This is a genomic window from Mycobacterium appelbergii (assembly GCF_032883035.1).
In the GTDB taxonomy this organism is placed as follows: domain Bacteria; phylum Actinomycetota; class Actinomycetes; order Mycobacteriales; family Mycobacteriaceae; genus Mycobacterium; species Mycobacterium appelbergii.
Map to the genome: position 1 here is coordinate 171,316 of NZ_JAMQTH010000003.1, position 13,265 is coordinate 184,580.

A 13,265-nucleotide genomic window follows, 5' to 3' on the forward strand; every position below is an offset into this window, starting at 1 on the left:
AGACATTCACCCGGCGCGCGACAACGCTTGGCGCGCATAGGCCCGCACATCGGCGTCGCCGTCGTCCAGGGCGCCCGTCAACGCTTCCCGGGCGGCGGTCTCCGAGTCGGCCCACCTGCTCAGGCTCAGCACCGCGGCCTTGCGGACATCGAGGTGCTTATCGCTCAATGCCTGCGACAGGGTCGGCACCGCGACGGCGGGGGCCGCCCCGGCCAATGCCCGCGCCGCCCCCTGCCGGATCTGCCACGCCGATTCGGTGAGCGCCTTCTGCACACTGACCACGTCGTCCCCGGCACAACCGACGGTCGCCAACGACGCCAGCGCGGCAGCCCGCACCAACGGGTCCGGGTCGATCAGTAACGCCCGCACGGCTCCGACACCGGAGCGCAGCGTGGCCAGCCCGTTGGCGGCCGCGATGCGCACTTCGCGGTTCTCGTCGCCACCGGCGGCCGCCACCCCGTCCTCGTCGTCGACCGACACCAGTGCCCGCACTGCTTCGATCCGCACCCGGTGATCGGCGTCGGCCAACGCGGCCCGGTAGGCCGCACCGGCTTCCACGCGCCGTGCACTGAGCAGGTAGACGGCCACGGCCCGGACCACCGGGTCCGGTGAGTCGAGACGGACCGCGAATGCTGCGGGCTCCGGTAAAACCTCGACGAGTTCCCGCACCGCATCAGCGGTTTCGAGTCGCACTGCCGCATCGGTGTCGTCGAGTGCCGCGACCAGCTCGGCCTGGTAGCCGTCGGGCAGATGTTCGACCAACGTCGCGACCGCGGTGCGCCGTACCCCGGCGTCGTCATCTGCCAGGTAACCCGCCAGGTCAGGCAGGGCCGGCTCCTCGAGCGCCAGCACGGCCGCGATGCGCGGCGAGGGCGGCTGCGCCGACGATTCCGCGCGCAGCCGCGAACGCTGCGCCTCGGGTGCGCGGCCAGCACGCAGGTCCGGCTGGTGGACGTGGGTCACCGGGTCCTCAGAGGGAAGGTGGTCCAACTCGGGCACCGGCACGAAATACGGTGCCACGGGCCGCTTGACGAACTGCATGGTGCCGTCATCGTCCTTGTACAGGTTCAGGTGGTAGCGCCACTGCTCGTCGTCGCGGGCGGGCAGGTCGGCGCGCTCATGGTAGAGGCCCCACCGCGATTCGGTACGGGTCAGCGATGACCGTGCCGCCATCTCCGCGCAATCACGGATGAACGACACCTCCGCGGCGCGCATCAGTTCGTGGGGCGTTCGTGCGCCGATGCCCTCGACCTCGGCGGTCATCCGCTCAAAGGTCTGCACGGCGATCGACAACTTCGTCGCGGTCTTGGGCGGTGCCACATAGTCATTGACGAACCGGCGCAACTTGAACTCGACCTGCGGTTGCGGCGGGCCCTCCGGATGGCGCAACGGCCGGTAGATCAAGTCGTGCGCCTCGCGCAACTGATCTTCGGGTAGCTCTGTCGGGGCCGCCACATCGGTCAGCGTGGACGCCGCATGCTCGCCGGCGAGATCCCCGTAGACGAACGCGCCGATCATGTAGTTGTGCGGCACACAGGCCAGGTCACCCGCGGCGTACAGACCGGGAACGGTGGTGCGGGCGTGCTCGTCGACCCACACCCCGGACGCGGAGTGTCCTGAGCACAGACCGATCTCCGAGATGTGCATCTCGATGTCATGGGTCCGGTAGTCGTGACCACGGTTCGCGTGAAAGGTGCCGCGGGTCGGACGCTCGGTGGTGTGCAGGATGTTCTCCAGCGCAGTGACCGTCTCGTCAGGCAGATGGCTGACCTTCAGGTAGATGGGCCCGCGGGCCGACTCGATCTCCTGCTTCACCTCGGCCATCATCTGACCGGACCAGTAGTCGGAGTCGACGAAACGCTCCCCCAGTGCATTCACCTGGTACCCGCCGAAGGGGTTGGCAACATAGGCGCAGGCCGGCCCGTTGTCGTCCTTGATCAGCGGATTGACTTGGAAGCACTCGATTCCGGACAGCTCCGCGCCTGCGTGGTAGGCCATCGCGTATCCGTCGCCTGCGTTGGTCGGGTTCTCATAGGTGCCGTACAGGTAGCCCGATGCCGGTAGGCCCAGTCGACCACATGCCCCGGTCGAGAGAATCACCGCTTTGGCCGCGACCGTGACGAATTCGCCTGTCCGCGTGTTGAAGGCGGCCGCCCCGACGGCCCGGCCCTGATAGGTCAGTACGCGGACCGGCATGAACCGGTTCTCGATGCGGATCTTCTCGCGCATCGAACGCTGTCGCAGCACGCGGTACAGCGCCTTCTTGACGTCTTTGCCCTCCGGCATCGGCAGCACATAGGAGCCCGACCGGTGTACCCGGCGTACCGCGTACTCGCCGTGCTCGTCCTTCTCGAATTTGACGCCGTACCGCTCCAACCGCTGAACCATTGCAAACCCGCGGGTGGCCGTCTGATAGATGGTCCGCTGGTTGACGATTCCGTCGTTGGCCCGGGTGATTTCGGCGACGTAGTCTTCCGGCTCTGCCTTACCGGGTATGACGGCGTTGTTGACCCCGTCCATGCCCATGGCCAGGGCGCCCGAATGCCGTACGTGCGCCTTCTCCAGTAGCAGCACCTGGGCGCCGTTCTCGGCAGCCGTGAGCGCGGCCATGGTTCCCGCGGTGCCCCCGCCGATCACCAGGACATCGCAGTCGATGCGGGTGGCATCGGTGAGGGCGGGTACGGCGATCGGTTCTGTCATGACTGCTCCAGTGCGGCAATGATTTCGGCGCGCAACGCCGAGCGGGCGGAATCGGTACGGGGTTGCGGCACCTCGATGAGTGCGCGCAACGGCTGGCCGGCGCGGCCCAGCACCGCCACACGATCGCCGAGAATCAGCGCTTCGTCGACATCGTGGGTGACGAAGACGATCGTGGTCGGATGGGCACGCCAGGTGTCGATCAGCAACCGCTGCATGGCGGCACGGGTCTGGGTGTCGAGCGCGGCGAACGGTTCGTCCATCATCACCGCGCGGGGGGCGCCGGCCAGTCCGCGCGCCAACTGCACCCGTTGCCGCATCCCGCCGGACAGGTTCTTGGGCAGGAAATCGGCGAAACCGGACAGGCCCACCTCGGTGATCCACCGGTCGGCACGGTCCCGGCGACTGTTGCGCGGCTCACCCCGAAGCTGCAAGGCCAGTTCGATGTTGGAGCGGACGGTTCGCCACGGCAACAACGCACTGTCCTGGAACACCATGCCGCGGTCGCGGGAGGTGGTCCGCACCGGTTGACCGTCGGCGAGTACCCGGCCGGCGTCCGGTCGCAACAATCCGGTCAGCGCCCGCAACAGCGTGGACTTACCGCAGCCCGACGGTCCCGTGAGCACCAGGATCTCACCCGGCTCCACTGTGAGGCTCAGACTGTCGATCACGGGAGTACCGGTGTAGGACAGCCGGATCCCGTCAAGTTCCAATCGCATCCCGGCGTCGAGGCGGGTATCGGTCGTTGCCACGCTCATCGCACACTCTCCTCGGCCCGCGGTAGCCATCGGGTGGCGCGCCTGCCGATGAGTTCGACCGCCGCCGCGGTGCCGAACCCGAGGACTCCGATGGTGATGATCCCGACGAACACATCCGGATAGTTCAGCACCGTGTAGGCCTGCCAGGTGCGGTATCCCACACCGAGCCGACCCGAGATCATCTCCGCGGAGATGACGCAGATCCAGGCCACGCCCATGCCTACCGAGAGCCCGCCGAACAGGCCGGGCAGGATCCCGGGTAACACCACGCGCCGCAGGACATCGACGCGGCCACCGCCCAGGGTTCGGACCGAGTCCTCCCAGATGGTGGGCAGCGCCCGCACCGCATGCCGGACACTGACCATGATCGGGAAGTAGGCGGCCAGGAACGTGATGAACACGATCCCGGCTTCGTCGGAGGGGAACAGCAGGATCGCCACCGGCACGATCGCAATCGCCGGGATCGGCCGCGCCAACTCGGTGAGCGGACTGAACACGTCGGCGAAAGCCGTTGAGCGACCGAGCAGAATCCCGGTCACCACACCGATGACGGCGGCGAGACCGAAGCCGGTGAGGATGCGGATCAACGACTGGCCGAGGTCCAGCCAGTACTCCGGCGTGCCGAAGCGGTTCGCCAGCGCCGCGGCCACCTCGGTGACCGTCGGCAAGGTGTCGAACCGCAGCCCGAACCGCACGTCGTTGGCAGTCAGCAACTGCCACAGCACGATCGCGCTGACCACCGAGGCCAGCCGCACGAGCCGGTGCGGCCACGGCGATGCCACGCGGCGCGCCTCACTCGGTGCAGGGGCTTCGACGACGACGGCGGAGACGGCGTCGGTGGTGGTCATACCGCACCTGCCAGTGCCTGCTGGTAGTCGACGACGGCACTGTCGGGATGCGCACCGGTGTACCGGTCGGCTCCCGCGGGTGTGCCGAACGGCAGGTAGTTGTCACCGTCACGCACCCACACCGCCTTGTCCGCGAACCAGCGGGTGCCCAGTTCGGCATCGGGGACGTAGGCCGCCCGCACCTTGGCGCCGCGGCCATCGGCTTCCCGGATCGCCTTGAGCAGGCAGGTCGGCGTCGCGGCGGCGGTCGTGGTGTCTGATCCGTCCAGCCAGAGTTCGCCGGCGGTGGCCGGGTTGTCGACGGCGGTCCCGCACACCGTGTCGGTGCCGCCCAGTGCCGACGGATTGGCGGTCGATTTCACCGCCGAGTCGTAGTCCTGGCCACGCGCGGCGAAAGCGGCACGCAGCGGACCGTCCTGCACGAATCCCGTGACGTCGAGATCGGCGAAGTTGTCAATCGACTTCAGATACGGCACATCACCTTTGAGCGCGTTCACCAGATCGGGCTTGAGCGTGGTGTCGAACGAGGTGCCGCCGGGGCCGTTGTAGAGATAGACCACCTCCTGAGGCAGCCCACTGGCGTCCGCGACGATGCGTGCCGCTTCCAACGGCTCGGTGTTGAGGAATTCAGTGGCATCGAGTTGGGCCTGCAGGAACGCGTCGAGCACTTCCGGATGCTCGGCCGCGTACGCGCGCCGCACCACCACCCCGTGCAGGGTCGGATAGTCCAACTCGGCGCCGTCATACAGCAGCTTCGCCTTGCCCTGCTGGACCAACAGACCCGGCCACGCGACGAACTGTGAAACTGCTTGTACCTGTCCGGATTCCAGGGCAGATGCGCCCACTTGTGGCTGCTGGTTGAGCACCTCGACCCCGGTCTTGGCATCGATACCCGCCTTGCCCAACGCCTGTACCAGCATGCCGTGCCCTGCCGATCCCACACTCGCCGAGACCTTCTTGCCTGCCAGGTCCGCAAGGGTCCGAGCCGGCGAATTCGGCTCGACGACAACCATGTTCAGCGCACCCTTGGGGTTGTAGCCGGTCACCGAGACGATTTCGGTGCGGGCCCGCTCGTTGGCCTGCGTTTTCGATCCGTTGATCAGCATGGGGTAATCGCCCATCGACCCGATGTCGATCTTCTCGGCCACCATCTGCGCGGTGATCGGCGCACCGGTGTCGTAGTCCTGCCACGTCACGTTGTACTTGGTGCCGGTGCTCGCGGTGATGTCGGCCAACCTGCGTTCCAGGTAACCCTGAGCGCGTAGCAGGGTGCCCGCGGTGACGGTGTTGATGGTCTTGGACTGGTAGCCGACGACGACGTCGACGGTGTCTGCCGATTTCGTCGCGGAGTCCAGCGAGCATCCGGCCGTGCTCAAGACGAGCCCGACGGCCAGTGCGATCAACGGTGTTTTCACGGCATCCTCTATCTGATGAGGTAGGGCATGTTGACGTTGACGGCACCGGTGGGACAGCGGGCGGCACACGGCCCGCAGTACCAGCACTCGTCGACGTGCATGTAGGCCTTGCCGTTCTCGGGGTTGATCGCCAGGGAATCCAGCGGGCACACGTCGACGCACAAGGTGCAGCCTTCGATACACAGGGATTCGTCGATGGTCACCGGGACGTCGGCGCGCTGATTGACCAGTGTCATGTATCGCTCCTTGTGAGGTTGCCGCGCATGGTGATCCGATCACCGCGCATCCTGATGTACTCCAGGTCGACGGGTCTGCCGTCGTCCAGACTGGTGAGCCGTTCAGCCATCAGCAGTGCCGCACCGTCGGGCACGGCGAGGGTGGCCGCTGAATGCGGATCGGCCGAAACTGCTTCCAGGGCAATGGTTGCCGTGCCGAGTCGCTGGCCAGTGACTTGTTCTATGAGCGTGAAGACATCATTGGTCTCCAGCGGGTAGGCCATCACCTGCTCGCCGATGTCGGGCACCAGGTACGTCAGGTCCAGGGACAACGGCAGCTCGGCGAGGTAACGCAACCGCTCGATGAACACCACCTGGGCCCCCGGTTCCAGGTTCAGCTTGCGTGCGACGGCGGGCGGGGCCGCCAGTTGCAGCACGGCGCGAACCTCGTTGCGGACCTCGCCGTAGTCCTTGAACGTCTCCTTCAATCCGACGAGCGCGTCGAGGCCGTGATCGTACTTGCGCACCGTGACGTGGGTGCCGACCTTGGTGCCGCGGTCGATCAGCCCCTCGTTCTTGAGCACCCCGAGGGCTTCGCGCACGGTGTTGCGGGAAACGAAGAACTCGGCGGCCAGTTCGCCTTCGGCGGGCAGCCCCTGCGCATAGGCACCGTCAAAGATCTGGTGGCGCAACACATCGGCCACCTGGCGCGCCTGATCAGCGCGAGGGCGACGGATGGGGGTCGGTTCAGGCGGTGGCACCCAAACACGGTAAGGGCCTGTCGCACGCCGCTGCAGTGTGGCGAAATCAGCTTCGGCGCAGGTTAACTGATTGCGCCGCCCACCGGCGACCAGTACCAGGTCAAACCATGCCCGCACCAGGCATTGCGCCACCTGTGCGAGACAAAGAATTTACAATCCGGGTGAGTCGATTGCTGCCGGACAGCGGTTCCCGGCCCCGCAGCACCTTGTGAGCCAACCCGGAATTATGTGTTTGAACTGCCCGGTGACCGGCCATATCTCCTTAGATGAACACTGTTGAGTCGCCGACGGTGTCGGGAGGAACCGTGAAGAAGATGTTGCAGCGTGCCGCGATCGTCGCCGTCGCTGCGCTGGCACCCATGACCTTCACCGCGGCGGTGACGCCTGCGGTCAGCGTTGCCGCCTGCGAGGGTGGCTCCTGGTGGGACCCGGTCGCGAACAGATGTCAGCCGCCGCCGGTGCCCAACTGCCCGAACGGCTGGTGGGATCCCGCGGCAAACACCTGCCGACCGCCGGTATCCACCACCCCGCTCGACTGTGACAACGGGTGGTGGTGGGATCCGGTGGCGAACGTGTGCCGCCCGCCGCTGATGCCGCCGGCGTAGTCCACGTCCAGATCAACGCAATGGTCGATCCCCATGCGGCGAATCGACCATTGCGTTGATCTGGATGAGGCCCCGCACGGCGCCGGTCAGGACTCGGCGGTGTCGGTGCCCCGGACGGCCTGGGAGGCCGCCTTGATCTGCGGGGTCACCAGCATCACCTGGCCCAGCACGCCGTTGACGAACCCGGGCGACTCGTCGGTGGACAGTTCCTTGGCCAGCTCGACGGCCTCGTCGACGGCGACGGGTTCGGGAACGTCCTGGGCGTGCAGCAGTTCCCACACCGCGACCCGCAGGACGGCGCGGTCCACGGCGGGCAGCCGTTCCAGCGTCCAGCCCTGCAGATGCGCCGAGATGAGGTCGTCGATGTGTGCGGCGTGTTCGGTAACCCCCCGTGCCACCGCCACCGTGTACGGATTGAGCGGCGACACATCGTCCTGGTCCTCTGCCAGCGCGACGCGCCCATCGGCGACCGCCTCCGGCGTCAGGCCACGCGCTTCGGCTTCGAACAGCAGATCCACCGCGCGTTTGCGGGCCTGATGCCGCCCGCGGTCGCCACGACGATCAGCCATTAACGCGGCCGAGGTAACTGCCGTCGCGGGTGTCGACCTTGAGCTTGTCGCCGGTGTTGATGAACAGCGGAACCTGGATCTCCGCGCCGGTCTCCATGGTCGCAGGCTTGGTGCCCGCGCTGGAACGATCGCCCTGGAGGCCGGGCTCGGTGTGGCTGACCACGAGTTCGACCGACACCGGCATTTCCAGGTACAGCGCGGCACCGTCGTGGAAGGCGATCTGGACCGGCAGGCTCTCGAGCAGGAAACCCGCCGCCCGGCCGACGAGGTCTTCCGAGAGCGGGTGCTGCTCGAAGTCCTCGGAATCCATGAACACGAAATCGCTGCCGTCGCGGTACAGGTAGGTGGCATCGCGCCGGTCGACCGTGGCGGTCTCGACCTTCACACCGGCGTTGTAGGTCTTGTCGACCACCTTGCCGGAGACCACATTTTTCAGTTTCGTCCGCACAAAGGCAGGACCCTTACCGGGCTTCACGTGCTGAAATTCGGTGATCTGCCATAGTTGGCCGTCAATCTGGAGGACGAGCCCATTCTTGAAGTCGGCAGTCGATGCCATGGTCGGTATAGCTCCTAGCGTGTGTCACAGGATGGCCAGTTCTTTGGGGAACCGGGTAAGCAGTTCGGCCGCGGGCCGGCCGGAGGCGCTTTCGCCGCCGCTCACGACCAGCGTGTCCTCAATACGGACGCCGCCGCGGTCTGGCAGGTAGACACCTGGCTCAACGGTCACCGCAGAGCCAGCAAGCAGTGTACCGGCGGCAGCACCGTTGATTCCGGGCGCTTCGTGGATCTGCAAGCCGACCCCGTGTCCGAGCCCGTGGCCGAAGTTCTCGGCGTATCCGGCATCGGCGATGACCTGGCGTGATGCCGCGTCGACCGTATTGAGCACCACACCGGGTGCCAGCGCCTCCCGGCCGGCGCGCTGGGCGGTGGCCACCAGGTCATAGATGTCGCGCTGCCACTGGGCAGCCTGGCCCAGCACGAAGGTGCGGGTCATGTCCGAGTGATAGCCGGCGACCAGCGCGCCGAAGTCGATCTTCACGAAATCACCGGTAGCGAGTACCGCATCGGTGGGCCGGTGGTGCGGTATGGCCGAGTTGGGGCCGGCGGCGACGATGGTCTCGAAGGACGGCCCGTCGGCGCCATGGTCGAGCATCAGGTCCTCCAGATCGCGACGCACTTCCTTCTCGGTGCGCCCCGGCCGCAGCCCGCCGCGTTCCACGAGGTCGGCCAGTGCCGCGTCGGCAGCCTCGCAGGCGAGCCGCAAGAGCGCGATCTCGCCGATGTCCTTGACCTCGCGCAATTCCTCCACCGTGCCTGCCGCGCGCACCAGTTCCACCCGGTTGCCTGCCGCCGTGGTGAGCGCGGTGAACGCATCGACCGTCACCACGTGGCTCTCGAAGCCCAGCCGGCGGACGCCCTCGGCCGCCGCCCGCCGCGCCAGATGCTGTCCACAGGCCCGCTCGATCACCACTTCGGCGTCGGGAGACTGCTGCGCGGCCTGGGTGCGATAGCGCCCATCGGTGGCCAGTACCGGCGTGGCGTCCTCCGTGCGAATCAGCAGCGCCGCATTCGAACCGGTGAATCCCGACAGGTAACGCACGTTGACCAGGTCGGTTACCAACATCGCGTCCAGGTCCGCAGCGACAAGCCTGCCCCGCAGGCGGTCCCTGCGCTGGGAAATAGTCACAGTCGCTGACGCTACTCGCTACGCTGTGCCCCCATGAGTAAGTGGTTATTGCGCGGAATCGTGTTCACAGCCGTGATGGTCATCGTGCGCTTGCTGCAGGGGGCACTGATCAACGCGTCTCCTGGCAATGCCATGTGGTTCAGCATCGGATTGGTCACCCTGTTCGTCATCGCCGTGTTCATCTGGGGTTACGCCGACGGACACGGCGACGCGCGGGCACACGAAGACCCGGACCGCCGCGCCGATCTGGCGATGACCTGGCTGCTGGCCGGGTTGTTCGCCGGCATCGTCAGCGGGGCGGTGACCTGGTTCATCGGGTTGTTCTACAAGAGCGTGTATGTCGAGGCGCTGCTGAACGAGATCACCACATTCGCCGCGTTCACCGCGTTGCTGGTGTTCGTGGCCGGCGTCGCCGGGGTCACCCTGGGCCGCTGGCTGGTGGACCGCAAGACTCCCCAGGTGCAGCGCCACCACGGCGCCCACGTCGATGACGGCCGCGCCGACACCGACGTGTTCGCCGCGGTCGGCGCCAACGGTTCCGACAACACGGCAGGCGCCGAAGGCCCCTCCGACACTGCCCAGACGGCGCCGGTGGAGTACCCCGACCAGCCGCGGCAGTAGCGAGCTCAGTTCAAGGGCTCAGTTCAACAGGGTGGCGCGGGATCCTTGATCATCGGGGTCGCGCGCCACTTCCGCGTATGCGGCCGCCAGCAGTGACGGATCGGGCCCTTCCAGCCGGCCCGGCTTGCCGAGCCCGTCGAGCACCACGAACCGCAATACTCCCGACCGGTTCTTCTTGTCACCGGCCATGTACTCCAGCAGTTGCGGCAACGCATCGCCGTCGTAGCTGACCGGCAAGCCGAGTGCGGTCAGGATCGAGCGGTGCCGGTCGGCTGTCCCGTCGTCGAGTCGGCCGGCCAGCCGGCCGAGTTCGGCCGCGAACACCAACCCCACCGAGACCGCCGCGCCGTGGCGCCACTTGTAGCGCTCCCGCCGTTCGATGGCGTGCGCCAAGGTGTGGCCGTAGTTGAGGATCTCGCGCAGCTGGGACTCTTTCTCGTCGGCTGCCACGACCTCGGCCTTGACGGCGATGGCCCGACGGATCAACTCCGGCAATACGGCGCCAGTGGGGTCGAGTGCGACCTCCGGATCGGCTTCGATCAAATCGAGAATCACCGGGTCCGCGATGAATCCGGCTTTCACAATCTCGGCCATACCCGCCACAATCTCGTTGCGCGGCAACGTTTCCAGCGTCGCGAGGTCGACCAGCACGGCGGCGGGTTGGTGAAACGCGCCGACCAGGTTCTTGCCTGCGTCGGTGTTGATGCCGGTCTTCCCGCCGACTGCCGCGTCCACCATGCCGAGCAGGGTGGTGGGCACGTGCACAATGTCGACGCCACGTAGCCAGGTGGCGGCGGCGAAGCCCGAGACGTCGGTGGCCGCTCCCCCGCCGAGGCTGACCACGGCGTCCCTGCGCCCGATCCCGATGCGGCCCAAGACTTCCCAGATGAAGCCGACCACCGGCAGCTCCTTGCCCGCCTCGGCATCCGGAATCTCAATGCGGTGCGCATCGATTCCGTTGTCGGACAGGTGACTTCGGATGGCTTCGGCCGTCTGGGCCAGCACCGGCTGGTACAGGATGGCGACCTTGTGTCTACCTTCGAGCGCACGCCCCAACTCGGCGAGCAACCCGGTACCGATGATCACCGGGTAGGGCCGGTCCACCAGTACGTCGACGATTACCGGGTCAGTCATTGTGTCGCTCCGCGTTGCGCGCGGCCAGGGCCGCGGGGGTGGGTTTGGCTGTCGAATCGGCTTTGGAATCCGCTGTGGCAGTGGTGCTGCGCTCCGAATTCTGTTTCGGCACCGGGCCGCGTCGCCACGGCGGGCGCCGACGACGCCGCGGCTTACCGGCCCCGGGTTTCTGCGGCTGGGGATTCTCCAGCCGCGACACGATGGTGCGCACCACCGCGCCGGGGTTGCGGCGATTGGTGTTGATCCGCACCGTGGCCACACGACGGTAGATCGGGACCCGTTCAGACATCAGCGCGCGGAACTTCTCCGCGCGATCGCCTCCGGCCAGCAGTGGCCGCACCGCGGTTCCGCTGGTCCGGCGCACACCCTCGGCGGCGTTGATCTCCAGGTAGACCACCGTGTGCCCGGCCAGTGCCTCCCGCACCCCGGGTGTGGTGACGGCTCCGCCGCCCAGCGACAGCACACCGTCGTGAGACGCCAGCGCCGCGCGGATGACCTCCTCCTCGATACGGCGGAATTCCTGCTCACCGTCGGTGGCGAAGATGTCGGCGATGGTGCGTCCTGTGGTCTCCTCGATCGCGATGTCGGTGTCGAGCATCGTCAACTCGAGCGCCTTGGCCAACCGGCGGCCGATCGTCGACTTGCCCGAGCCGGGCAGGCCGATCAGTACCGCCCGGGGTGCCATCAGCCCAGGGCCCGCGCGGCCGGCTCGTGCGCGCCATCCGGCGGGTTCTCGCCGCGCGCGCGGATCGCGCGCAGGTAGGCATCGACATTGGTGCGGGTCTCCGCCAATGAATCTCCGCCGAACTTCTCCAGCACGGCCCGCGCGAGCACCAGCGCGACCATGGTCTCGACGACCACGGCTGCCGCAGGCACCGCGCACACGTCGGAACGCTGGTGAATGGCGACCGCCTCGTCGCCGGTGGCCATGTCGACGGTGGCCAGTGCCCGCGGGACCGTCGAGATGGGCTTCATCGCCGCGCGCACGCGCAGCGGTTGGCCGTTGGTCATACCGCCTTCGAGACCACCGGCCCGGTTGGTGGAACGCACCACACCGTCAGGGCCCGGGTAGATCTCATCGTGGGCGACGCTGCCGCGGCGCCGGGCAGTTTCGAAACCGTCGCCGATCTCGACGCCCTTGATCGCCTGGATGCCCATGACCGCGCCGGCGAGCTGGCTGTCGAGTCGGCTGTCGCCGCTGGTGAACGACCCCAGTCCCACGGGCAAGCCTTCGACGACGACCTCCACGACGCCGCCGAGGGTGTCGCCGTCCTTCTTGGCGGCTTCGATCTCGGCGATCATCGACGACTCCGCGTCCTTGTCGTACGCGCGGACGGGGCTGTCGTCGATCGCGGTCAGATCGGCCGCCCGCGGTGACGGACCGTCATAGGCCGTCGAGGCGCCGATCGAGATGACGTGCGAGATCACCTCGACACCGAGGGCCTGTTTGAGGAACGCCCGGGCGATTGTGCCCGCGGCGACGCGGGCAGCGGTTTCCCGGGCGCTGGCGCGTTCCAGCACCGGGCGGGCATCGTCGAAGCCGTACTTGAGCATCCCGGCATAGTCGGCATGGCCGGGGCGTGGCCGGGTCAGCGGCGCGTTGCGTGCGACATCGAGGTCTGCGGGGTCGACGGGGTCGGCGGCCATCACCGTCTCCCACTTGGGCCACTCGGTGTTACCGATCTCGATGGCGATCGGTCCACCCAGCGTGAGGCCGTGACGCACCCCGGCCAGCATGGAGACCTGATCCTGCTCGAATTTCATCCGCGCACCGCGGCCGTAGCCGAGCCGCCGACGCTTCAGCTGAGCGCCGATGTCGTCCGATGTGACGTGCACACCTGCGACCATGCCTTCGAGCATGGCCACCAGGGCACGACCGTGGGATTCACCAGCTGTGGTCCAACGCAACACGGTTGCCATTGTCCCACGTCGGATTTTGCCGCTGGTAATCCGTG

At 67.3% G+C, this 13,265-nt stretch carries 14 protein-coding genes; 2 read left to right on the forward strand and 12 right to left on the reverse strand.

Annotated features, from left to right (window positions below):
• Positions 1-6: 6 nt before the first annotated feature.
• Genes M1247_RS08090 through M1247_RS08115 form a run of 6 tightly spaced genes read right to left on the reverse strand, consistent with a single transcriptional unit; the run spans position 7 to position 6,694 of the window.
• A complete protein-coding gene (locus M1247_RS08090; protein WP_317155776.1) occupies positions 7-2,700 on the reverse strand; it encodes a fumarate reductase/succinate dehydrogenase flavoprotein subunit in 2,694 nt (897 codons plus the stop codon).
• A complete protein-coding gene (locus M1247_RS08095; protein WP_317155777.1) occupies positions 2,697-3,455 on the reverse strand; it encodes an ABC transporter ATP-binding protein in 759 nt (252 codons plus the stop codon). The genes M1247_RS08090 and M1247_RS08095 overlap by 4 nt, the downstream gene beginning before the upstream one ends.
• Positions 3,452-4,303, reverse strand: coding sequence for an ABC transporter permease (locus M1247_RS08100; protein ID WP_317155778.1), 852 nt, complete (start codon positions 4,301-4,303; stop codon positions 3,452-3,454). The genes M1247_RS08095 and M1247_RS08100 overlap by 4 nt, the downstream gene beginning before the upstream one ends.
• A complete protein-coding gene (locus M1247_RS08105; protein ID WP_410506833.1) occupies positions 4,300-5,718 on the reverse strand; it encodes an ABC transporter substrate-binding protein in 1,419 nt (472 codons plus the stop codon). Before M1247_RS08105 ends, M1247_RS08100 begins: the two co-directional genes overlap by 4 nt.
• 8 nt (positions 5,719-5,726) lie before the next feature.
• Positions 5,727-5,954 (reverse strand): 4Fe-4S dicluster domain-containing protein, encoded by a 228-nt coding sequence (locus M1247_RS08110; protein ID WP_317155779.1) that lies wholly within the window; start codon positions 5,952-5,954, stop codon positions 5,727-5,729.
• Positions 5,951-6,694: a GntR family transcriptional regulator gene (locus M1247_RS08115; RefSeq protein ID WP_317155780.1), complete on the reverse strand. Its 744-nt coding sequence runs from the start codon at positions 6,692-6,694 to the stop codon at positions 5,951-5,953. The genes M1247_RS08110 and M1247_RS08115 overlap by 4 nt, the downstream gene beginning before the upstream one ends.
• A gap of 266 nt (positions 6,695-6,960) precedes the next feature.
• On the opposite strand from M1247_RS08115, the gene M1247_RS08120 reads away from it, so the two are divergent.
• The gene (locus M1247_RS08120; RefSeq protein ID WP_410506834.1) at positions 6,961-7,299 is read left to right on the forward strand and encodes a hypothetical protein; all 339 of its coding nucleotides are present in this window, start codon (positions 6,961-6,963) and stop codon (positions 7,297-7,299) included.
• Positions 7,300-7,385: 86 nt separating this feature from the next.
• On the opposite strand, the gene nusB is transcribed toward M1247_RS08120, so the two are convergent.
• From nusB to M1247_RS08135, 3 genes are read right to left on the reverse strand one after another with little or no spacing between them, the layout of a single operon-like run.
• Positions 7,386-7,868: a transcription antitermination factor NusB gene (nusB, locus tag M1247_RS08125; protein WP_317155781.1), complete on the reverse strand. Its 483-nt coding sequence runs from the start codon at positions 7,866-7,868 to the stop codon at positions 7,386-7,388.
• Positions 7,861-8,424, reverse strand: a complete 564-nt coding sequence (gene efp, locus M1247_RS08130) for an elongation factor P (protein WP_317155782.1) — start codon at positions 8,422-8,424, stop codon at positions 7,861-7,863. Before efp ends, nusB begins: the two co-directional genes overlap by 8 nt.
• Positions 8,425-8,448: 24 nt before the next feature.
• A complete protein-coding gene (locus M1247_RS08135) occupies positions 8,449-9,555 on the reverse strand; it encodes a M24 family metallopeptidase (RefSeq protein ID WP_317155783.1) in 1,107 nt (368 codons plus the stop codon).
• A 33-nt stretch (positions 9,556-9,588) separates the two neighbouring features.
• On the opposite strand from M1247_RS08135, the gene M1247_RS08140 reads away from it, so the two are divergent.
• Positions 9,589-10,176 carry a B-4DMT family transporter gene (locus M1247_RS08140; protein ID WP_317155784.1) on the forward strand — a complete coding sequence of 196 codons (588 nt, stop codon included), beginning with the start codon at positions 9,589-9,591 and terminating at the stop codon, positions 10,174-10,176.
• An 18-nt stretch (positions 10,177-10,194) separates the two neighbouring features.
• On the opposite strand, the gene aroB is transcribed toward M1247_RS08140, so the two are convergent.
• The 3 genes from aroB to aroC are packed head-to-tail and all read right to left on the reverse strand — an operon-like array spanning position 10,195 to position 13,221.
• Positions 10,195-11,310: a 3-dehydroquinate synthase gene (gene aroB / locus M1247_RS08145; RefSeq protein ID WP_317155785.1), complete on the reverse strand. Its 1,116-nt coding sequence runs from the start codon at positions 11,308-11,310 to the stop codon at positions 10,195-10,197.
• Complete coding sequence (locus M1247_RS08150; RefSeq protein WP_458695197.1) at positions 11,303-11,995, reverse strand: shikimate kinase; 693 nt, start codon at positions 11,993-11,995, stop codon at positions 11,303-11,305. The genes aroB and M1247_RS08150 overlap by 8 nt, the downstream gene beginning before the upstream one ends.
• Positions 11,995-13,221, reverse strand: a complete 1,227-nt coding sequence (gene aroC, locus M1247_RS08155; protein WP_317156163.1) for a chorismate synthase — start codon at positions 13,219-13,221, stop codon at positions 11,995-11,997. The genes M1247_RS08150 and aroC overlap by 1 nt, the downstream gene beginning before the upstream one ends.
• Between the last annotated feature and the right edge of the window lie 44 nt (positions 13,222-13,265).

What these genes read in the sequence shown, in the direction of transcription:
- M1247_RS08090 (WP_317155776.1), bottom strand. Translation starts at nt 2,700, where the DNA reads ATGACAGAACCGATCGCCGTACCCGCCCTCACCGATGCCACCCGCATC.
- M1247_RS08095 (WP_317155777.1), bottom strand. Translation starts at nt 3,455, where the DNA reads ATGAGCGTGGCAACGACCGATACCCGCCTCGACGCCGGGATGCGATTG.
- M1247_RS08100 (WP_317155778.1), bottom strand. Translation starts at nt 4,303, where the DNA reads ATGACCACCACCGACGCCGTCTCCGCCGTCGTCGTCGAAGCCCCTGCA.
- M1247_RS08110 (WP_317155779.1), bottom strand. Translation starts at nt 5,954, where the DNA reads ATGACACTGGTCAATCAGCGCGCCGACGTCCCGGTGACCATCGACGAA.
- M1247_RS08120 (WP_410506834.1), top strand. Translation starts at nt 6,961, where the DNA reads ATGAACACTGTTGAGTCGCCGACGGTGTCGGGAGGAACCGTGAAGAAG.
- nusB (WP_317155781.1), bottom strand. Translation starts at nt 7,868, where the DNA reads ATGGCTGATCGTCGTGGCGACCGCGGGCGGCATCAGGCCCGCAAACGC.
- efp (WP_317155782.1), bottom strand. Translation starts at nt 8,424, where the DNA reads ATGGCATCGACTGCCGACTTCAAGAATGGGCTCGTCCTCCAGATTGAC.
- M1247_RS08140 (WP_317155784.1), top strand. Translation starts at nt 9,589, where the DNA reads ATGAGTAAGTGGTTATTGCGCGGAATCGTGTTCACAGCCGTGATGGTC.
- aroB (WP_317155785.1), bottom strand. Translation starts at nt 11,310, where the DNA reads ATGACTGACCCGGTAATCGTCGACGTACTGGTGGACCGGCCCTACCCG.
- M1247_RS08150 (WP_458695197.1), bottom strand. Translation starts at nt 11,995, where the DNA reads ATGGCACCCCGGGCGGTACTGATCGGCCTGCCCGGCTCGGGCAAGTCG.